The sequence below is a fragment of the Pseudomonas sp. HN2 genome (genome assembly GCF_020736465.1).
Classification (GTDB): Bacteria; Pseudomonadota; Gammaproteobacteria; order Pseudomonadales; family Pseudomonadaceae; genus Aquipseudomonas; species Aquipseudomonas moraviensis_A.
This window is the reverse complement of record NZ_CP085885.1, coordinates 1,833,309-1,854,413: the sequence shown is the minus strand read 5'-3', so window position 1 is coordinate 1,854,413 and position 21,105 is coordinate 1,833,309. Positions and strand designations below refer to the sequence as shown.

The 21,105-nt window shown below is 58.9% G+C and carries 16 protein-coding genes and 4 tRNA genes; 7 read left to right on the top strand and 13 right to left on the bottom strand.

The window, feature by feature from the left end; all coding sequences use genetic code 11:
- Positions 1-73 precede the first annotated feature (73 nt).
- A complete protein-coding gene (locus LIS66_RS08195; protein ID WP_064364638.1) occupies positions 74-727 on the top strand; it encodes an HAD family hydrolase in 654 nt (217 codons plus the stop codon).
- 169 nt (positions 728-896) lie between these two features.
- Here LIS66_RS08195 and LIS66_RS08190 read toward each other — a convergent pair whose 3' ends face one another.
- Positions 897-1,859, bottom strand: a complete 963-nt coding sequence (locus LIS66_RS08190) for a zinc-binding dehydrogenase (protein WP_227973962.1) — start codon at positions 1,857-1,859, stop codon at positions 897-899.
- Positions 1,860-1,997: 138 nt separating this feature from the next.
- On the opposite strand from LIS66_RS08190, the gene LIS66_RS08185 reads away from it, so the two are divergent.
- Positions 1,998-4,082 (top strand): carboxy terminal-processing peptidase, encoded by a 2,085-nt coding sequence (locus tag LIS66_RS08185; RefSeq protein ID WP_162276424.1) that lies wholly within the window; start codon positions 1,998-2,000, stop codon positions 4,080-4,082.
- A 118-nt stretch (positions 4,083-4,200) separates the two neighbouring features.
- Positions 4,201-5,991 carry a bifunctional diguanylate cyclase/phosphodiesterase gene (locus tag LIS66_RS08180; protein WP_227973961.1) on the top strand — a complete coding sequence of 597 codons (1,791 nt, stop codon included), beginning with the start codon at positions 4,201-4,203 and terminating at the stop codon, positions 5,989-5,991.
- A 102-nt stretch (positions 5,992-6,093) separates the two neighbouring features.
- Here the strand turns inward: LIS66_RS08180 and LIS66_RS08175 are convergent, their stop codons facing one another.
- The 8 genes from LIS66_RS08175 to LIS66_RS08140 form a co-directional block, all read right to left on the bottom strand.
- Complete coding sequence (locus LIS66_RS08175) at positions 6,094-6,492, bottom strand: hypothetical protein (RefSeq protein WP_064364642.1); 399 nt, start codon at positions 6,490-6,492, stop codon at positions 6,094-6,096.
- A gap of 492 nt (positions 6,493-6,984) precedes the next feature.
- Complete coding sequence (locus LIS66_RS08170; protein WP_227973960.1) at positions 6,985-7,371, bottom strand: hypothetical protein; 387 nt, start codon at positions 7,369-7,371, stop codon at positions 6,985-6,987.
- Positions 7,368-12,080, bottom strand: coding sequence for an RHS repeat-associated core domain-containing protein (locus tag LIS66_RS08165; RefSeq protein ID WP_227973959.1), 4,713 nt, complete (start codon positions 12,078-12,080; stop codon positions 7,368-7,370). The genes LIS66_RS08170 and LIS66_RS08165 overlap by 4 nt, the downstream gene beginning before the upstream one ends.
- Positions 12,081-12,318: 238 nt before the next feature.
- Complete coding sequence (locus LIS66_RS08160) at positions 12,319-12,726, bottom strand: SEL1-like repeat protein (RefSeq protein ID WP_042608527.1); 408 nt, start codon at positions 12,724-12,726, stop codon at positions 12,319-12,321.
- Positions 12,727-13,098 (bottom strand): hypothetical protein, encoded by a 372-nt coding sequence (locus LIS66_RS08155; RefSeq protein ID WP_003223109.1) that lies wholly within the window; start codon positions 13,096-13,098, stop codon positions 12,727-12,729.
- Positions 13,095-13,436 carry a helix-turn-helix domain-containing protein gene (locus LIS66_RS08150; protein WP_042608528.1) on the bottom strand — a complete coding sequence of 114 codons (342 nt, stop codon included), beginning with the start codon at positions 13,434-13,436 and terminating at the stop codon, positions 13,095-13,097. The genes LIS66_RS08155 and LIS66_RS08150 overlap by 4 nt, the downstream gene beginning before the upstream one ends.
- A 112-nt stretch (positions 13,437-13,548) precedes the next feature.
- Positions 13,549-14,004 (bottom strand): YkvA family protein, encoded by a 456-nt coding sequence (locus tag LIS66_RS08145; RefSeq protein WP_064365408.1) that lies wholly within the window; start codon positions 14,002-14,004, stop codon positions 13,549-13,551.
- Between the two features lie 293 nt (positions 14,005-14,297).
- A complete protein-coding gene (locus LIS66_RS08140) occupies positions 14,298-15,014 on the bottom strand; it encodes an FKBP-type peptidyl-prolyl cis-trans isomerase (RefSeq protein ID WP_016773732.1) in 717 nt (238 codons plus the stop codon).
- A 269-nt stretch (positions 15,015-15,283) separates the two neighbouring features.
- Here LIS66_RS08140 and LIS66_RS08135 point away from each other — a divergent pair, with 269 nt between their 5' ends.
- Positions 15,284-17,095: a di-heme-cytochrome C peroxidase gene (locus LIS66_RS08135; RefSeq protein WP_227973958.1), complete on the top strand. Its 1,812-nt coding sequence runs from the start codon at positions 15,284-15,286 to the stop codon at positions 17,093-17,095.
- Complete coding sequence (locus tag LIS66_RS08130) at positions 17,092-18,261, top strand: catalase family protein (RefSeq protein ID WP_227973957.1); 1,170 nt, start codon at positions 17,092-17,094, stop codon at positions 18,259-18,261. The genes LIS66_RS08135 and LIS66_RS08130 overlap by 4 nt, the downstream gene beginning before the upstream one ends.
- Positions 18,262-18,350: 89 nt before the next feature.
- Here the strand turns inward: LIS66_RS08130 and LIS66_RS08125 are convergent.
- The 4 genes from LIS66_RS08125 to LIS66_RS08110 all read right to left on the bottom strand — a co-directional run bounded on the left by LIS66_RS08125 (position 18,351) and on the right by LIS66_RS08110 (position 18,883).
- Positions 18,351-18,427 (bottom strand) — tRNA-Asp (locus tag LIS66_RS08125).
- Between the two features lie 18 nt (positions 18,428-18,445).
- Positions 18,446-18,521 (bottom strand) — tRNA-Val (locus LIS66_RS08120).
- A gap of 190 nt (positions 18,522-18,711) precedes the next feature.
- Positions 18,712-18,788: transfer RNA gene (locus tag LIS66_RS08115), tRNA-Asp, on the bottom strand.
- A gap of 19 nt (positions 18,789-18,807) precedes the next feature.
- A tRNA-Val gene (locus tag LIS66_RS08110) sits at positions 18,808-18,883 on the bottom strand.
- Between the two features lie 159 nt (positions 18,884-19,042).
- On the opposite strand from LIS66_RS08110, the gene rdgC reads away from it, so the two are divergent.
- Positions 19,043-19,963 (top strand): recombination-associated protein RdgC, encoded by a 921-nt coding sequence (gene rdgC / locus LIS66_RS08105; protein ID WP_042607627.1) that lies wholly within the window; start codon positions 19,043-19,045, stop codon positions 19,961-19,963.
- A gap of 147 nt (positions 19,964-20,110) precedes the next feature.
- Positions 20,111-21,076 (top strand): bile acid:sodium symporter family protein, encoded by a 966-nt coding sequence (locus LIS66_RS08100; RefSeq protein WP_042607626.1) that lies wholly within the window; start codon positions 20,111-20,113, stop codon positions 21,074-21,076.
- The last annotated feature ends 29 nt before the right edge of the window (positions 21,077-21,105 follow it).

The following is a 21,105-nucleotide window of genomic DNA, read 5'->3' as shown; positions in this document are numbered from 1 at the left end:
GACTTCGGTCCACCTGATTTTAATTCTTGCAGCTCGAGGCTTGTAGCTTGCAGCTGTTCTCGGAGAGAACCCGATGGCTTTGGCAATTTTTGATCTGGACGAAACGCTGATCCACGGCGACTGCGCGACCCTCTGGAGCGAGCAGATGGGGCGCCTGGGCTGGGTCGATCCCGAGTCGTTCATGCGTCGCAACAATGAGCTGATGGACGCCTACAGCCATGGCAAATTGCGCATGGAAGAGTACATGGATTTCAGCCTCGAACCGCTGATCGGGCGTACCCCGGAAGAGGTCGAGCACCTCGTGGGGCCTTGGGTTGAAGACTTCATCGAGCCGATCATTTTCAGCGACGCGACGAGAACCATCGCCGCCCATCGCAAGGCCGGCGACCGGATTCTGGTGATCTCGGCGTCCGGTACGCACCTGGTTCGTCCGATCGCCGATCGTCTGGGCATCGACGAGATACTGGCCATCGAACTTGAAGTCGCCCATGGCGTGTACAGCGGCAACACCGTCGGCACCCTGACGTACCGCGAAGGCAAGATCACCCGCTTGCTGGAATGGCTCGATGCCGAAGAGGAAAACCTCGAAGGCGCGAGTTTCTATTCCGACTCACGCAATGATCTGCCGCTGCTGCTGAAGGTGGATTTCCCGCACGTGGTCAACCCGGATCCGGTGCTGCTGGAGCACGCAGAAAAGGCCGGCTGGCCGATCCATCACTGGAAATAACCGAAGATCCAGTGTGCACGCTACCTGTGGCGAGGGAGCTTGCTCCCGCTCGGCTGCGCAGCAGTCGCAAATCGATGCAACCGGTATGAACTGCCCCAGCGCATTGACTGATTGGGGCCGCTCCGCGACCCAGCGGGAGCAAGCTCCCTCGCCACAAGGCTTGGTGATGTCAGGTGAGACTGTCGTTAATCACCAACACCAACTTGCCCGCCACCGTATTGCTCGCCAGCTCGGCGAACGCCGCTTCGGCATCCTTCACCGCAAACGCTTTGGCCAATTGCGCACGCAAGCGGCCCTCGGCAAACAACGGCCACACGTGCTGGCCCAGATCGCTGAGCAGATCCGCCTTGAACTGATCACTACGACTGCGCAACGTCGAGCCGAGCAGTTGCACGCGCTTGCCCAGCACCTGGGCCAGATCCAGTTTTGCCTCGCGGCCGCCCATCAAGCCGATCAACACCCAACGTCCGTCCAGCGCTATCAGTTTGAGGTTCAACGCCGAATAATTGCCGCCCACCGGATCGAGAATCACGTCGAATGGCCCGAAGTCGCGCAGGCCCTCGATATCATCGGTGCGCACCACGCCGCCCTGAGCCCCCAGTGCTTCGCAGTAAGCCAGGCGTTCGGCGGTACCGACGCTGACCCAGCACGGGTTACCAAACGCTTTGCACAGCTGAATGGCCGCTGAACCGATTCCACTTGCGCCGGCGTGCAGGAGAATTTTCTCACCGGGTTTCAGCGCTGCAAGTTGAAACACATTCAGCCAGACGGTGGCGTAAACCTCGGGCAATGCCGCTGCCTCGATCAGCGAAACACCTTCAGGGACCGGCAACACATGCCGTCCGTCGACGACCACTTCTTCGGCCATGCCGCCCCCGGCCAGCAAGGCGCAGACCCGATCGCCGACCTGCCAGGCCGAGCCCGCGCCGACCTCGCTGATCACGCCCGAGCACTCAAGACCGAGCACCTGGCTGGCCCCGGGCGGCGGCGGATAAAGCCCTGCCTTCTGTAATAAATCGGCGCGATTGAGGCCGGCTGCCGCCACACGGATGCGGACTTGTCCTACATCGCATGTAGGACTCGGCTCTTCAACCCATGCCACTTGACCTTCAACGCCTTGCAATGCCTTCACAGTGCCTCCATAGTGAGTCTGGACTGAGCCCGAAGCTGTAGCGCCGGGCTTTTTGCATTATGCGACCGGCTCTCAAAGAACCGGCGACTTCAAAGACGGCCTAATATGCGTTATCAATTGTCCCCGCGTCGAATCAGCATGAAGCATCTGCTCCCCAGCACCGCCCTCGCTCTTTTCATCGGTATCGGTCTGTTGCCGGTGTCGGGCACCACATTCGCAGCCAACAGCTGGGACAAGTTGCAGCCTGATCGCGATGAAGTCATCGCCAGCCTGAACGTCGTCGAGTTGCTCAAGCGTCACCACTACAGCAAGCCGCCGCTCGATGACGCGCGCTCGGTGATCATCTACGACAGCTACATCAAGCTGCTCGACCCGTCCCGCAGCTATTTCATGGCCAGCGACATTGCCGAATTCGACAAGTGGAAAACCCAGTTCGACGATTTCCTCAAAAGCGGCGACCTCAATGCCGGATTCACCATCTACAAGCGCTACCTGGACCGCGTCAAGGCGCGTCTGGACTTCGCCCTTGCCGAGCTGAACAAGGGCGTCGACAAGATCGACTTCAATACCAAGGAGACCTTGCTGATCGATCGCAAGGACGCGCCTTGGCTCAAGTCCACCGCAGAACTCGACGACCTATGGCGCAAACGCGTCAAGGATGAAGTGCTGCGCCAGAAGATCGCCGGCAAAGAGCCGAAGCAGATCCAGGAAACCCTGACCAAGCGCTACAAGAACCAGTTGGCGCGCCTCGACCAGACCCGTGCCGAGGACATCTTCCAGGCGTACATCAACACCTTCGCCATGTCCTACGACCCGCACACCAACTATCTGTCGCCGGATAACGCGGAAAACTTCGACATCAACATGAGCCTGTCCCTCGAGGGCATAGGTGCCGTGTTGCAGAGCGACAACGATCAAGTGAAAGTCGTACGTCTGGTACCGGCAGGCCCGGCGGACAAAACCAAGCAGGTCGCTCCGGCGGACAAGATCATCGGCGTTGCCCAGGGCAACAAGGAAATGGTCGACGTGGTCGGCTGGCGTCTGGACGAAGTGGTCAAATTGATTCGCGGTCCGAAAGGCACCGTGGTGCGTCTGGAAGTCATCCCGGCGAGCAATGCGCCGAATGACCAGACCACCAAGATCGTGCCGATCACCCGTGAAGCGGTGAAGCTCGAAGACCAGGCCGTGAAAAAGTCGATCCTCAGCCTGAAACAGGACGGCAAGGACTACAAACTCGGCGTGATCGAGATCCCGGCTTTCTACCTCGACTTCAAGGCGTTCCGTGCCGGTGACCCGGATTACAAGAGCACCACTCGCGACGTCAAGAAGCTGCTCACCGAGTTGCAGAAAGACAAAGTCGACGGCGTGGTCATCGACCTGCGCAACAACGGCGGCGGCTCCCTGCAGGAGGCCACCGAGCTGACCAGCCTGTTCATCGACAAAGGCCCGACCGTACTCGTGCGTAACGCCGATGGCCGCGTCGACGTGCTTGAAGACGAAAACCCGGGTGCGTTCTACAAAGGCCCGATGGCACTGCTGGTCAACCGCCTGTCCGCCTCGGCTTCGGAGATCTTCGCCGGCGCCATGCAGGACTACCATCGTGCATTGATCATCGGCGGCCAGACCTTCGGCAAAGGCACCGTGCAGACCATTCAGCCGCTGAACCATGGCGAACTGAAACTGACCCTGGCCAAGTTCTACCGCGTCTCCGGGCAGAGCACCCAGCATCAGGGCGTGCTGCCGGACATCGACTATCCGTCGCTGATCGACACCAAGGAAATCGGCGAAAGCGCCCTGCCAGAGGCCATGCCGTGGGACACCATCCGCGCGGCGATCAAACCGGCCGCCGATCCGTTCAAGCCGTTCCTCGCCCAGCTGAAGTCCGAGCATGACGCGCGCACCAACAAGGATGCCGAGTTCGTGTTCATTCGCGACAAGCTGGCCCTGGCGCAGAAACTGATGGAAGAAAAAACCGTCAGCCTCAACGAAGCCGATCGTCGTGCCCAGCACGCCGACATCGACGCCAAGCAGCTGGCAATGGAGAACATCCGTCGCAAGGCCAAAGGCGAGGAGCCGCTCAAAGAGCTGAAGAAAGAAGACGAAGACGCACTGGCCGCTGCCGAGCCGGACAAGGTCAAGCCGGAAGACGATGCCTACCTGAGCGAAACCGGGCGCGTATTGCTGGATTACCTGAAACTGAGCAATCAGGTGGCCAAGAAGTAAGTGATGGCAATTTAGTGATGACGATCCTCGGATCGTCATCAAACAGTCATCATTCTGTCGTGCAATAAAGGACCGGGAGCAATCGCTCCCGGTCCTTTTTTTATCGCCAGAGACTGCCATGACCACGACCGAACAGCTGAGCGCCTTGAGCTCGATCCTGACTCAAAGCGGTTTACACAGTCTGTTCCAGCCGATCATCTGCCTCTCCGAACGCCGCATTCTCGGCTACGAAGCCCTCACCCGTGGCCCGTCCAACAGCCCTCTTCACTCGCCAATTGCCCTGTTCGCCGTAGCCCGGCAGGCTGGTCGCTTGAGCGAACTGGAAATCGCCTGCCGACAAAGCGCCTGCCGTCGCTTCAACGAGCAGCAGTTGCCGGGCAAACTGTTCCTCAACGTTTCCCCGGAGTCCCTGCTCGAAGCCGCGCACCAACCGGGGCGCACCCTGCAACTGCTGCAGGACTTGGGCATCGCGCCAAGCCAAGTGGTGATCGAGCTCACCGAGCAGACGCCAATCGATGACTTCCATTTGCTGCAAACCGCTCTGCACCATTACCGGGCGATGGGATTTTCCATCGCGCTGGATGATTTGGGTGCGGGGTATTCAAGCCTGCGCCTGTGGTCGGAGTTGCGTCCGGATTATGTGAAGATCGACCGGCACTTTATCGATGGCATTCATCAGGATGCCTTGAAAAGAGAGTTTGTCGGTTCAATTCTGCAGATAGCCAAGGCGTCCCGCGCGCAAGTCATTGCCGAGGGTATCGAGCTACCGGAAGAACTCGCGGTGCTGACTGAAATGGGCGTCGATCTGGTACAGGGTTACCTGCTCGGCCGTCCGCAGGAACATCCATCCCGCGACGCCCGCGCCATGATGCCCAAACACGACAGCAGCGCCGTCGCGCTGAACGACGAAGGCAGCGACCTGAGCGCCCTGCTCAACGACCAGCCCGCCGTGCAGCGTGATACGCCGACCGCCACCGTGCTGGAAGCCTTCCGTCGCCAGGCCAACCTCAATTCACTCGCCGTGCTCGACGAACAAGGCCAGCCCTGCGGCATCGTCCATCGCCATTCGCTTTCCGACGCCCTGCTCAAACCGTTTGCCACCGACCTGTTTGCGCGCAAACCGATCAGCCGCCTGATGAACGATGATTTTCTCGCCGTGGAAATGAGCCAGTCACTGCAACAAGTCAGCCGCCTGATCACCAGCCGCGCCCGCCAACGCATCGAAGAAGACTTCATCATCACTCTCAACGGCGGCTACCTAGGCCTCGGCCGGGTCATCGACGTGCTGAAACTGATCACCGAACTGAAAATCCAACAGGCGCGCTACGCCAATCCACTCACCCTGCTGCCGGGCAACGTACCGATCCAGCAATGCCTCACCCGCCTGCTGCAACAGGCCCGCGAGTCGATCATCTGCTACGTGGACATCGACAGCTTCAAACCCTTCAACGACATCTACGGCTACGGCCGCGGCGACGAAGTTCTGCTCTGCCTCGCCCAATGTCTCAACGAACGCATCGACCCCACCCGCGACTTCGTCGGCCACATCGGCGGCGACGACTTCCTCCTCGTCCTCGGCCCCGAAGACTGGCGCAAACGCCTCAACCAACTCCTCGACGACTTCCAGAGCCAATGCCGCCGCTTCTACCGCCCCGAACATCTGGAAGCCGGCTGCTTCGTTGCACCCAATCGCCAAGGCGTGCGGCAGGAGTTTGCGCTGTTGTCGTTATCGATCGGGGTGGTGCATTTGCGACCTGAAGCTTGCGCAACGCTTGATGCCAGCCAGCTTGCGGAGATGGCTTCGCAGGCGAAGCATCATGCGAAGGGGGTTGTGGGGTTTAGTGTTTATTTGTTGGAAACTGGCACCGCTCCTATCCTTCAGCCGACACAGCTAATCGGCCAACGTTGATCAGCTAACGATGCGGATCACGTTGGCGGGTTTACTGGAGAAAGTGTCTAAAAAAGGCCATTCTGAGCTTTACCGAGAATCATCGGCAAACGCTCAGCACTTTTATCGTTTGGCAAGAGATAACTCGTTAGCCCAAACTTCGGTCAGGATAGAGTACACATGTTCGAAAAAACCCCGCGGATCTTTCATTTCATTCCATCCGAGGGGGAGCAACGAATGCGAGAAAGGATCATGTTTAAAAACGTCAGAAAGCTTACTTGTTTCGCCATCAAGAGACCGTCTCAATACAGAAACCAAGACAAGCTTGTGCCGAGGAGTCAAACCAGAAAATCTTTTCACTATAAACCTGCGAATTAACTCGGCTCTGTCTATAGGACACTCAGGATCATACTGCTCCAACTCAGCACCCAAGGTCTCCTCGCGATCATATATATCGAACCCTCCAAGAAAATGCTTCAATTGCGGATTGTATGGAGCATCGAGATAGGGATGCATTAACATCAGACGGTCTCCACCGGATACAATGCGAAAGGCTGCAAAGTCTCAAAGTCAAATTTCATTTCGAACCCGCTCATCTTAGAGATGAATCGGGGCTCTGAAGGATTCGATGGGTTAGGCTCGTATCCTTCTCCAACGTTTTCTGCCGGCATACGAACAACCAAGTTCCCCATAGCGTCTTCACCCGTAAATCGCGGCATATTTCTCGCCTCCCTCGTCAGCGATTCTTGATAAGCGTTCATCTGCGCTCGGTGAGTTAGGAACCTAGAACCGTACACACCTCTAAACTCATTTTCTTGCGCAGAAGATTCAACATAGCAATCGGACTTCATCAAAATATCAACCATATTGTTTTCGTACCTTAGACAGTTTTACTTGACATTACATAATCACTGAAGGAAAGCCTACTCAGCCAGTTCCCATCCTGTGCGGGCGTAGTTACACGCAAAGAACCGATATCATGTGAGCTGATAGATACAAAATCCTTCAACAACCTCAAGCTCCCATCCAGGCTAGATAGAATAATCGTTGCTCGTCTGGATTTTTTGTTAAACCTTGATCTTCATAGTCAAATATAAAAACCAGATCGTTCACAGTGGGCTCCCTGCCAACCTCCAACTCGTAAGCTTTAAGACCCAGAGACATTTGCGACGACATGCTTGAGGGATGAACATTCAACTTCGCTCCCTTACAGTAAAAATCCAGCTGAGGATTATCTTTTCTCAACAATGCAAAACACTTATAAAAATCACGTTCAACATAGGTTTTTTTCCGTCCGCAAATATTCGCAATCGCAATAGATATCTCTTCATCATCGCATACGAGATTGACCTTCTGCTTTTCGCCATCTTTTACGACGACAACCGAAAACTGTGTCTTCACTTACCAACCCTCCTGTACGGATTAGGAATAGAATAGCCAAACTCTCTACCATCATCGATTATTAGCGTAGCGCCAAGAATATCCTCTCGCTTAATTTCACCGGGAATAGCAATTTCCTGCTCTTGACTAAAATTATATGCTGCACCCAACTCTTTTTTGAGGTCTCGACCAGGAATCATCTTGAGGGTGTAGAGAAATCCCGGCCTCGTAAAATAGCTGGTAGCGAATGCTTTACCCATATCACGAGATAAAGAGGTGCTGATGAAATTACTAGGGGGAAAGTCACTATCGATCGAATGTAGGAATAGATCGTTGCTATCTCCCTTACTTTTGAATCCATTCTCGAAAACTTCAGACGGATCTGTTGCTGCCCCCCGATATAAGTAGGCTTGTTGTGGTAGTGACTGAGATGGATGATCTTCACCTCCCTGTATTCCTTTCGTGGGATCGATCGGTTGGAATACTGGTTTGTTGCATTTGTCGTCCGGACAATTACTCAACCCCAACGGATCCACCCACCCCGTCGGATTCGGCACGTACTGGTACTGATTCAACCCGCCCGCGAGCTTCACCGGATCCGGCGTCAGGTAACGCCCCAACCTCGGGTCGTAATACCGATGGCGGTTGTAGTGCAGGCCGCTTTCAACATCGAAGTACTGCCCCTGAAAACGCAGCGGCTGGTCGAGGTAGTCTTCGCCGGCGAGGGTGACGGCGGCGACTTTGCCGTGGGCGTCGTATTGCGCGGACCAGACGATTTCGCCGCTGTAGTCGGTGAGTTCCTGCGGGGTGCCGAGGTGGTCGAGTTGGTAGTAGAACGGGCAGGCTTTTTTCGGGCCTTTGCCGTCGAGCAGCGCCAGCGGGCGAAAGGTGCCGGGTTCGTAGAGGAAGCTGCGGTATTGCGTCGCGCTGCTTTCGGCGACGAGGTGCTCGCCTTGCCAGAAAAATTCGGTGACTGCGCCATCGATGGTTTTGCGGATGCGCCGGCCGAAGGCGTCGTACTGGTAGCTGGCGGTCTGGCCGTCGGGGCGGGTCAGGCCGATGAGGCGGTGCTGGCAGTCGTAGCGGTATTCGGTGACGAGGGTCTGGCCGTGGCCTCGGCGTTCGCGGATCAGGTTGCCGAAGGCGTCGTAGTCGTAGTGGTGATCGCCCTGCATCAGCAGGCGATTGCCTTTGATCTGCGCGGGGCCGGGGCGGTCCTGCATCAGCAGGTTGCCGGCCGGGTCGTGGGCGAAGGATTCGGGCAGTTCGTCGCGCGAATGGCGAACCCGAATCAATCGGTCAAGGGCGTCGTAGCCGTAGGTGCGCTGGCCGTGGCGACTGTCGGCAATGTGCTCGAGATTGCCGTTGGCGCTGTAGGCATAATCGCGGCGGTACAGCGAGGCGCCGCGATGGCCTACGGCGTGAGCAAGTAGTCGGCCCTGATCGTCGTAGGCATATTCGCTGAGCAGCAGACCTTGCTGACGTTGCTGCTCGCGACCGGACTGGTAGACGTGGCGCGTGAGCGGCGTGCCGTTGAGGTCAATGGCACTCAGCGCGCCGCCCTTGGCGTAGTGATAATCGAGCTTGCTGTTGTCCGGCAGGCGCAGGCGTTTGAGCTGACTGCAGGCGTCATAGGCGTAGCGCAAGGTGCCCCAGCCCTGATGCTCGGTGATCAGCCGATCCTGACGGTCGTACTCGAAGGCCAGCGGATGGTTCTGCCCGTCATCGACGGCAACCAAGCGGCCGAGGCGGTCGTAGTCATAACGCACCTTGATCCCGTCGGGCAGGGTTTTGACGAGCAAACGTCCGGCCTTGTCGCGCTGGTAGTGGGTGATCAGCGATAAACCCTGCTCGCCGAACTCGGTCTTCTCCAGCAGATGGCCATTGAGGTCGTAAACGTACGCGGTACGCCGCCCATCAAACCCGGTTTCCTGTCGGATCAATCCGGTCGGCGTGTAATCCAGGCGGTATTTTTCCCCCGACTCGTTTTCGATCTCGGTCAGCAGCAACCGCGCATGGTCATAGCGGTACTGCACGCGGGTGCCGTCGGGGTTGATGCGCCGCGAGACCAGATGCAGGTCGTCGTCATATTCGTAGCGGGTGATGCGCCCGAGTTCGTCGCGTTCGGCGGTGATCTGGCCGTAGGCGCCGTAGCTGTAGGCGCGGGTGCTGCCCGTCGGAGAAGTCGTCAGGATCAGTCGGCCGGCGGCGTCCCACTGCTGACGGCTGACGACACCAAATTCGTCCTGGGTGGTAATCCGCCGGCCCAGCGCATCGTAGGAAAAACGCCGCACGCCGCCGTCCGGCAGGGTTTCTTCGATGAGCTGGCCGAGCTCGTTCCACACCCAGCGATGGCGGCTGCTGTCGGGGTAGCGCAGCGACAACAACTGGCCGCGCAGGTTGTAGTAGTAATGGGTGACCTGACCGTCAGGATCGACCGCTTCGGTGACCGCACCTTCGGCGTTGCGCCGATAGATCCACACCGCGTCGCCTCGGCAACGCTTGTAGAGAAAACCGTTGCGGTACTCGTAGGACGTTGGCGCCTCGTCCGGCGGAATCAGCGCGATCAGCCGTCCGACCTCGTCGTAGCGGTATTCGGTGACCGCGCCCAGAGCATCCTGCTCGGCGATCAAGCGGCCCTGCTCGTCATAGGCCTTGAGCTGCTCGCCGCCATCGGCCGCGACCTGACGCACCAGCCGCGCGCGCTCGTCGTGGACGTAGACTTCTTCGGTGCCGTCGACGTAATGCACGGTCACGCTGGTGTCGTCATCGTTCCAGACGTAGCGGGTGTTCATCTGCGAGAACGAGGCCCAATGGCGCACGCAGCGCGCCGCCTTGCCCTCGCGTTGCCACTCCCAGAAAAAGCTTGCGCCGCCGGTGAGCTGGCGCTGGAGGATGACGTGGTGGTCGTCGTAGTCGTAGCGCTCGCTGTCGCCAACCGCGTTGGTCGCGGTCAGCAGCCGTTGCCGGGCATCGAAGCGGTAGGTGGCGAGGTTTTGCTGGGTGCTCCACTCACCCTGCACGAACACCTGATAATCGACCGCCACCAGTTGCGCCCGGTCATAACGCAACAGCAATGAGCGGCCGGCGCCGTTGTCCAGACGCTGAATGCGGTCGGAGCGATCGCGTTGCAGGGTCAGACGATTGCCGTAGACATCGCTGATTGCGGTCAGCCGGCCGGCGCGAAAGTGATAGAACCGCGCGCTGTCGCCGGCCATGGCGAGGATCAGTTCTTCCGGTTCATCACCCAAAAAAATCGCCGCCCGTGACAGGCTGTTGTGAATCGCCGGGCGCGCGACATTGGGCAGGGGAAAGCGGGTGCGGCGGTTCTCGTGGTCGATCCAGATCACGCCATCGCCGTCGAAAGCCAGGCGATGGGCCAGGGTGTGGCTCCAGCCGAAGCCCAGGCCGATGTCGATCTCGACGGCGCTGCTGCGATACAAACGGGTGAACTCGAACGGCAGTACGCCATCGAGCACCGCGTCGGTCAGGGTCAGCAGTTCTTCGCCGGTGACCATCGACACCGGACAGCCGTTGGTGCAGGTGTTGGGCACGCAGTCGGCGGCATCGCCGTTGGGGTTTTTCGCCTGGTCGGGGGCGTCGTCGTGAGGCTCGTCTTTCTTCAACATGGCGTTGCGCTTGGCGTCCCAGCGCAATTGCATCCGACCCTTTTTCACCCCGGCGGCGATGCCGCGTGCGGCGACGGCTTTGTAGCGGTCGACGTATCCGATGAAGGCGTTGATGATGCTGAACAGCGCTTTGACCAGACGCTTGGCCACGTTGAACAACTGAACTGCACGGTCGGCCAGACGCAGCGTCAGATAAGCGATCCCCGCCCCCGCTCCGACAAAGGTCAGCACCACGCTGATCAGGACATCGATGATCAGTTGCACGATCATCATCGACGCCATTTCAGCGGACTTGCCGGCAATCTCGCTGGGCGGCAGCATGTCCAGCCACAGGCTCGACGACCGCAGCAACAAGCACATCGCCGCCTCGTCACTGACCAGCAGTTGCAGCTTTTCCATGAGCTCAGGTGCGGTCTGCGCCAGCTCGATCAGTTCAGCTGCGCCGCTGCCCAAACGCTCGGCAAACTTGCCGGGATCCTGAAGAATTTCCGAGAGCAGACCGAGGCTGTCCCACACGCCTTCTATAGCCGCCCAACTGCCGGCGAGCATGCCGTTGCTGGTCGCTGTGGCCGCCGACTGTGACCACTGTGGCTTGAAGCCCTGCCACTCGCTGCGCAGCCAACTGTCCAGTTCGCCGGTCAAACCGTCATAGGATTTGAACAGCTCGGCGACTTGCTTGGAGGTGACAGCGCTGTGCACGAGAACGCGGTAGAACTTGCCCTCGCCGCCTCTGAACTCACCCTTGCCGTGCTGATCAAGGGTGATCGGGGTGATCTTGCCGCCCGCCACGTCAACCACATCGACGGTGATGTTACCCAGCGGGATGTCGTAGACCGATTCGAACTTGCTCTCGATCTGCATCAGCCCGCCCTGCGGGCACTGGACGACGCTGGAGGAAAACGCCTCGTCGCTGCTGCTGACCGCCGTGCTGCGATCACCGAAGCGAATGATCCGCTCCATGCCCACCAGCGACGGCAGGTCCGCGGCCTCGCTGATCTGGTCCGCGCTCCGACTGAGCCAGTGATCGAGCTGTTTGCGATAGAGGTTGAGCGTTTGCGGAAAGCTGTCGAGTTCCTGCTCGATGCGAGCGATGGCTTCCATCAACACACGCAGGCAGACAAGGTGAGCTGAAAAACGGGCTGAAGCATGAGCGGTCCCTCGCGCAAGAAATTAGTCGCGGGAACTGTGCGGGGGATCAGAAAGGAAAGAAGTCAGGCGAGTAGGCAAAGGATGTAGGACTAATCTGCAATCCCGCATCTCGCAAAACGCGCAGGCAAAAACGCAAAACGCGGCGTGAGGAAAACCTCACGCCGCGTTTATTTGAAAGACATACCTGGAATTACAGCGTTGAATCCCCAGCTTTCAGCTGTTGCAGCTTCAGCTCGGCCAACGGATGCCCGGCCTTGGCGGCCATGCTCCACCAACGAACGGCTTCAGCGGGATCCGGTGCTTTGCTCGGGGTACCGGCGAGGCTGATCACGCCGACTTGATAGGCCGCTTTAGCGTCGCCGGCCAACGCCGCCAGACGCAGTAAACGCACGCCTTCTTCACGCGCGCCCAGACCGACGCCACGAAAGGTCAGAATGTGCCCGTAAAAGCTTTGCGCGCCGACATCGCCGAGGTTGGCCATGCGCGCAAACTGGCCTTCAAGCCAGCGCCAGCCGCGCGGCTGGCGAACGAACCACGACCAATGAAACAGCCTGCGGGCCAGCCAATATCCGGCCCGCGCCTTGAGGCGCAGAAACACTCAGGCCTCCGCCGATTCCGGGTACTCGTATTCGAAGACGCGCACCACTTCTGACGCATGCCAGGACGCCGCCGCCACGCCATCCGACGGCCCGGAAAAGCGACCCAGACGCTCGACACATTCAAAAAAACCGGTACGCGGCAAACGACTCGCACCCTGACTGATGACCAGCGAACTGCGCAACGGCTGCTCGGCTTTGGCATCCAGTGCGGCCAGATGCTCAAGCGCCGCCGTCAGCGTCTGCATCGCCGGAGTCGGCAGCTGCAAACGCTCAAGCAAGGCTCGATAAGTCAGAAGATGGCGCTGGCGGCGCGCCTGATCCAGTTCCCCCAGCAATCCGTCCCAATGTTGACGGCTGATGCGTACGCTCACGATTCATCCCTCCAACCTGGCACCGTCAGTTCCCAGGCCAGGCTGCGGCGAATCGCGGCGTCGGGTTGACGCTCACCACTTTCGATCATGGCCAGATAAGACGGGCTGATGCCTACCGTGCGGGCCAGCGCCTCGATGGCGATGCCCTTCCCTTCGCGCAAACTGCGTAGTTGATCCAGACCCGGAAGAATCGGCTCTGGTGAAGTGGCGAGCGGCACTGCGGGCTGCTGCGCCGGTGTTGCGTTGATCCCTGCTGCTTTCAGTAGAGCCTGATATTGAGCCCACGGCAGAACCGCGTATTCGGGTTCGCCATCGCGTGCAATTATCTGAATATCCATGACTACCCCGTAGGACAACAACACTTAGCGAGTCGGCACTTTTCCCTAGAAGTGTAATCCTAACAGCGGCCAAGGTCGCGGGGGGTATCTATCTACAGGCAGACTTTGTCAGTCAAGGCTTTTTCGGGCCTTGCAGTTGCAATTGCTCAGGGGTGTCGGGCAGGCGTTCGACCACCGCCAGCTTCTCCGGTTGCTGGCGCCTGCGCCACAGGCGGAAGGCATTGAGCTCGTCATCGAGGGTTTTCATCAGCCAGGCGAGAACGGCAATATCATCGAGCATGCCGAACATGGGAATGAAATCCGGGATCGCATCGACAGGGCTGAGAAAATACATCAAGCCCGCGACCACCGAGATCAGCGACTTGGCACTGATCGCCCGGTATTCACCCCTCCAGTAGGCCAGGCACAGCGACTGCAGCAAGCGCAGATCATCCTTGAGTTTGCCGAGACGATTGCCTTGCGCGGCACCCTTGCTGGCCACGGCGAACAATAGGGTTGGCAGACGTCCACGGGCCAGCAGGCGACCGGCCAAGGGCAGGAATCGAGCAAAATTCCATGGAGCTTTCATCTATTCTTCCCGTTGAAATGTTATCCACACAAATTGTGGATAACCTTGTGAACAGAGCTGCATTTCAGCGCTGAGAGCCCCGTTTCATAAGGGCTGCGCTCAGATCGGGCGTTTTTTACTCACATAAAAAAGCCCAATATTTCATTGACTTGGCGGCTCAGGGCGGCTAGCGCGAGCAGCCTCAAAGCTATGACTGTGTCGACGGGCGTCAGTTCGCTCTGTTTACCTTTGCCAGCCTTCAGATGCAACAACGCCCCGCATAAGCGAGGCGTTGTTGTCGATACCGTTGCCTGTTACTTGGCAGCGGCGTCTTCTTTGGCTGGATCCTTGATGGCCAGCAATTCCAGGTCGAAAACCAGAACCGAGTTGGCCGGGATTGCCGGGCTTGGCGACTGAGCGCCGTAAGCCAGATCGCTAGGGATGTACAGTTTGTACTTCTCGCCAACGTGCATCAGTTGCAGACCTTCTACCCAACCCGGGATCACGCCACTGACTGGCAGATCGATCGGGCTGCCGCGCTCGACGGAGCTGTCAAACACGGTGCCGTTGGTCAGCTTGCCGGTGTAGTGCACAGTGACGACGTCGGTCGGCTTAGGCTGTGGGCCATCGGCTTTCTTCACCACTTCGTACTGCAGGCCGGAAGCGGTGGTGGTTACACCGGCTTTCTTGCCGTTTTCTTCGAGGAATTTCTTGCCGGCGGCTGCCGACTCTTCGCTCATCTTGGCCATACGCTCTTCAGCACGCTTTTGCAGCGACGCGAAGGCTTCGACCAGTTCTTCATCTTTCAGCTTCTGTTCTTTCTTGCCAACGGCATCTTCGATGCCCTGGGCTACCGCTTTGGAGTCCAGATCATCCATGCCTTCCTGGGCAAGGCTTTTGCCCATGTTCAGGCCGATGCCGTAGGAAGCTTTTTGCGCCGGGGTTTTCAGCTCTACGCTGGTCTGCGAGTCACAACCCGCGAGTACCAGGCTAACCAGGGCTACCGCCGCCGCCAACCGATGCTGTTTCATGCTATTTCCTTGTTCATGCGCCGAATGGGCAATCGAGTAAAGCCGCGAGCTTATCAGGCCGCCACGACCAATGGCTACCGGCATGAGAGCAGGAATCTTCTGATAAGTTCAGGGATTAAAACGCATTTGCGCAACGTGTGGATGAAGCTTCTGTCATCCGCGGACGACAAAGGTCGTCGGCACTTGCCACAGCCTCTGGCGTAATGGCCACTTGCCCAGCAGTCACGGCTCAGGCATAACAGCGCAACAATTCGACAAGGATGTTTAACTTGCGCCTCCTATTCCGCGTTCTCACTCTGGTGATCGTACTGGCGGTAATCGCCGTTGCGGTGATTGTCTATTACGTCGCCAATCCGAAATTGCCCTTCTACGCTCCACCCCAACAGGTGCGCTACCTGGATCAATGGAGCGCAGAGCAACGGCAGACCTACTACTTCACGCCGCAAGGTACGCAAGTCAAAGGCCTGCGTTACGAGTGGTTCGAGGCGCTGGAACTGCCCTTCTCAGAACAGCGCTTCGCCTCCCCCGAGTACCTCGCCCGTTTCGGTTTCCTGGTCGATCCGCAGCAGAAAGCGAGCGCCAGCAACCCGGGCAACCTGCCAGTCGGTTTCGCCCGGCACCAGAATCCCGGCAATGCTTCCGAGCACTATCTGGACATCACCTGCGCCGCTTGCCACACCGGCGAGTTGCGCTTCAAAGGTCAGGCCGTGCGCATCGATGGCGGCACCGCGCAACATGTGTTGCCTTCCAGCGTTCCCACATTGCGCGGCGGCAGTTTCGGCCAGGCCCTGGTCGCAAGTCTGGCCTCGACCTACTACAACCCGTGGAAATTCGAACGCTTCGCCCGCCAGGTCCTCGGTGCCGATTACGATGCGCGCCACGAGCAATTGCGCAAAGACTTCAAAACCTCGCTCAACACTTTCCTCAAAGTGGCCTGGAACGATACCCATCGTGGCCTCTACCCGACCGAGGAAGGCCCGGGGCGCACCGACGCGTTCGGCCGGATTGCCAACGCGACGTTTGGCGATGCGATTTCTCCTGCCAACTACCGCGTGGCCGATGCGCCGGTGGATTACCCGCAACTGTGGGACATGTGGACGTTCGATTGGGTGCAGTGGAACGGCTCGGCACAGCAGCCGATGGCGCGCAATATCGGCGAAGCGCTCGGTGTCGGCGCCACACTGAGTTTCTTTGACGCCAACGGCCAACCCCTGCAAGGCGCTGAGCGCTACCCCTCCAGCGTACGCGTGCGCGATCTGCACGCCATCGAAGAAACCTTGCAACAACTGAAGCCGCCAACCTGGCCCGAGGATCTGCTCGGTGCGATCGACAAGCCGCTGGCCGCCAAGGGCCGCGTGCTGTTCGCCGAAAACTGCGCCGGCTGTCATGTCCCGCGTCAATCCCGGGAAGGCGAACGCTGGGTGCAGCACTTGCACATGATTCCGGTGAATGTCATCGGCACGGATCCGAACGCGGCCAACAACATTGCCAGCCACCGTTTCGACCTGAGCGCACTGCAATGGGATGTCAAAGAGCTGGAAAAGATGGACGTCAAGCTGCACCCCGAACCCAAAGAGTCGCTCGATCCGAGCCAACTATCGGTGGCCAAGGGCCTGGCTTACGTCACCGCGTTCGTGGAAAACCGCGCCTATCGCGAAGCGAAGATCACGCCGGAGGAAAAGCCGCGAATGGATGGCTTTGGCCTGCCGATCGGCGTGCGCGAGAAAGTCGCTTACAAGGCCCGACCGCTGGCTGGCGTATGGGCGACTGCGCCGTTTCTGCACAACGGTTCAGTGCCGAGCCTCTATCAGTTGTTGTCACCGCAGGATGAGCGCGCAACGACCTTCTATAAAGGCACGCTCGAATATGACCCGCGCCACCTCGGCTATCGCACCGAAGCCTTCACCAACGCGTTCCTGTTCGACACGCGCATCAGCGGCAATCACAACAGCGGCCACGAATTCCGCGCCGGCGCTCGCGACAACGGGGTGATCGGCCGCCTCCTGCAACCCGAGGAGCGCTGGGCGTTGCTCGAATACCTGAAAGTACTGGGCGGACCACTGGAGGCGCAGTTGCCATGATCATGCCGACATTCAAAAAACAACTGCCGCCACTGGCGCGCTTCTGGCTATGGCTGGGGCGTTTGCTCGGCAAGATGCTGCTGATCGTGCTGGTCATCGCCCTGCTCGGCTGGGCCATCGCCACCGCGTGGTTTGCCTGGCAGCACCGCGGGCCGGTGTCGGCCCAGGAACAGATTCCCACCGGCGAAGCGGCGATGACGCAGGACATCATTCAAACCGCAGTGCGGATCGTCGACCAACACCGCGAAAGCACGCGTTATCTGCGTGATGCCCACGCCAAGGCGCATGGCCGCGTGAAGGCGCAACTCCAGGTGCTACCAGAATTGGAGCAGTCGCTTCGGCAAGGTGTGTTCAGCGAGCCGGGCAAGACCTGGCAGGCGCTGATCCGGCTGTCCAACGGCAATGCGTATCCGCAATTCGACAGCATCCGCGACGCTCGAGGGATGGCGATCAAGCTTCTCGACGTACCGGGCAAGCAATTGCTCAGCGATAGCGGTGACCGGCATGAACAGGATTTCGTGATGTTCAGCCACCCGAACTTCTTTGTCAGCGATGTCGCCGAGTACCGTCAGAATGTGGCGGCGCAGGCTGACGGCAAGAAGGTCATGGCGTTTTTTCCGACATGGGATCCGCGTACCTGGCAGGTCCGCCATCTATTCATCGCGCTGGCTACGCTGTCAGCGCCGCCGGACAGCCCGACCGCGACCACCTACTTCTCGGTATCGCCCTACAAATTCGGTGAGGCCAATGCGAAATTCCGCGTAGCGCCGGATCCGGACAGTTGCCCGGCGTATACCCTGCCCAAACAGAATCACGACCTGCCGAATTTCCTGCGCAGCGCACTTAATCAGCAGTTGTCGACGGATCGGGTGCCGGCGTGTTTCGTCCTGCAGATCCAGCGCCAGGACGCGCACAAGTACATGCCTATCGAAGACACCAGTATCGAGTGGCGTGAGCAGGATGCACCGTTCGAAACGGTGGCGCGGATCACTTTGCCCGCGCAGGACTTCGACACGCCGGCGCTGAATCTGCAATGTGACAACCTGTCGTTCAATCCGTGGTTCGGCATCGAAGCGCATCGGCCGATCGGCGGGATCAATCGCCTGCGCAAGGCGGTGTACGAGGCGGTGAGCGATTATCGGCATGCCCGCAATGCGGCGCAGTAGCGCGGCGATTTTATAAATCGCAGACAGCAAAAAGCCCGCACAAGGCGGGCTTTCCGTGGTTTCTGGCGTTCAGTTCCAGATACCGAATATGGCGCAGCGGACGGGACTCGAACCCGCGACCCCCGGCGTGACAGGCCGGTATTCTAACCGACTGAACTACCGCTGCGCGAAACGCTTGAACGAATGGTGGGTGATGACGGGATCGAACCGCCGACATTCTGCTTGTAAGGCAGACGCTCTCCCAGCTGAGCTAATCACCCTTCGCTTCGTTACGGGGCGCATTATGCCACAAGTTTTCGTAAAGTGTTGATTTAATTGAATATTTTTCAAAAAAATCTGAAAACCGGTGAAACGACACATCCCGCGGGTACAACCTTGAGACAGAAAAAAACCCGCCTCAGCGGGTTTTTCCGTGGTGACCTGGCGTTCAGTGGTCCAGGTTACCGAATATGGCGCAGCGGACGGGACTCGAACCCGCGACCCCCGGCGTGACAGGCCGGTATTCTAACCGACTGAACTACCGCTGCGCTAAACACTTGAAACGAATGGTGGGTGATGACGGGATCGAACCGCCGACATTCTGCTTGTAAGGCAGACGCTCTCCCAGCTGAGCTAATCACCCTTCGCTTCGGTGTGGCGCGCATTCTACGGAGCACCCCAACCTCTGGCAAGCACTTTTTTAAATAATTTTCCGAGGCCTTCCAAAGGCTTAGAGAAGGGTTGGCCTATGCCCCGGCGAAGACAATAATGCCCCCCTTTGTATAAAGGAGTGACTCACCCCATGTGGTTCAAGAACCTGCTGATCTATCGCCTGACCCAAGACCTGCCTGTCGATGCCGAGGCGCTGGAGACTGCACTGGCGACCAAACTGGCGCGGCCGTGTGCAAGCCAGGAGCTGACCACTTACGGTTTCGTCGCACCGTTCGGCAAGGGCGAAGATGCGCCATTGGTGCACGTCAGCGGGGATTTCCTGCTGATCTCTGCCCGTAAAGAAGAACGTATTCTGCCGGGCAGCGTTGTGCGTGACGCGGTCAAGGAAAAGGTCGAAGAGATCGAAGCCGAGCAGATGCGCAAGGTCTATAAAAAGGAACGCGATCAGATCAAGGATGAAATCATCCAGGCCTTCCTGCCGCGCGCGTTCATTCGTCGTTCGTCGACCTTCGCTGCCATCGCGCCGAAACAGGGCCTGATCCTGGTCAACTCGGCCAGCCCGAAACGCGCCGAGGATTTGCTGTCGACCCTGCGCGAAGTGATCGGCACCCTGCCCGTCCGTCCGCTGACCGTGAAAATGGCGCCGACTGCGGTGATGACCGATTGGGTCACCACACAGAAAGCCGCCGACGATTTCTATGTGCTGGACGAGTGCGAACTGCGCGACACCCATGAAGACGGTGGCATTGTCCGTTGCAAGCGTCAGGACCTGACCAGCGAAGAAATCCAGCTGCACCTGAGCACCGGCAAAGTCGTCACTCAGCTGTCGTTGGCCTGGCAGGACAAACTGTCGTTCATGCTCGACGACAAGATGACCGTCAAGCGCCTGAAGTTCGAGGATCTGCTGCAGGATCAGGCGGAACAGGACGGTGGCGATGAAGCGTTGGGTCAACTGGATGCCAGCTTCACCTTGATGATGCTGACCTTCGGCGACTTCCTGCCGGCGCTGGTTGAAGCGTTGGGCGGGGAAGAGATGCCGCAGGGGATCTAAAGCCCTGCGAGGTCCAAACTGTAGGAGTGAGCCTGCTCGCGATGAGGGACTGACATTCAACGAATATGTTGACTGATAGACCGCTATCGCGAGCAGGCTCACTCCTACATTTGTTTTGTGCTGTTCTTTAATAACAAGGATCAAGCCATGCGCGCACTGGCTGCACTCAGCCGCTTTGTCGGCAATACCTTCGCTTACTGGGTTCTGATATTCGCCGTCGTGGCGTTCCTGCAACCGGCGTGGTTCATCGGCCTGAAAAGCGCGATCGTACCGCTGCTGGGTCTGGTGATGTTCGGCATGGGCCTGACCCTCAAACTCGACGACTTCGCCGCCGTCGCTCGCCATCCGTGGCGAGTGGCGCTGGGTGTGGTCGCGCATTTCGTGATCATGCCCGGTGTGGCGTGGTTGCTTTGCCAGATTTTTCACCTGCCGCCGGAAATCGCCGTCGGGGTGATTCTGGTCGGCTGCTGCCCGAGCGGCACCTCGTCGAACGTGATGACCTGGCTGGCGCGCGGTGATCTGGCGCTTTCCGTGGCGATCGCCGCGGTCACCACCCTCCTCGCTCCGTTGCTGACTCCGGCGCTGATCTGGCTGCTGGCCTCAGCATGGCTGCCGGTGTCGTTCATGGAGCTGTTCTGGTCGATCCTGCAAGTGGTGCTGCTGCCGATCATTCTTGGCGTAGTCGCGCAGCGTCTGCTTGGTGACAAGGTGCGGCATGCGGTGGATGTGTTGCCGCTGGTGTCGGTGGTCAGCATCGTGATTATTGTCACCGCTGTTGTGGCGGCGAGTCAGGCGAAAATCGCCGAGTCCGGGCTGTTGATCATGGCCGTGGTGATGCTGCACAACAGCTTCGGCTATCTGCTCGGCTACTTCACCGGGCGCTTGTTCGGTTTGCCTCTGGCTCAGCGCAAATCGCTGGCACTGGAAGTCGGCATGCAGAACTCGGGCCTCGGTGCGGCGCTGGCCAGTGCGCATTTCTCGCCGCTGGCGGCGGTGCCGAGCGCGTTGTTCAGCGTCTGGCACAATATTTCCGGGGCGCTGCTGTCGACGTACTTCCGGCGCATGAGTGAAAAGGAAGACCGCGACAATCTTGCGCAACGGGCCGCCGACTGACCTGAAACTTGATCCTCGGGTTAATGCTC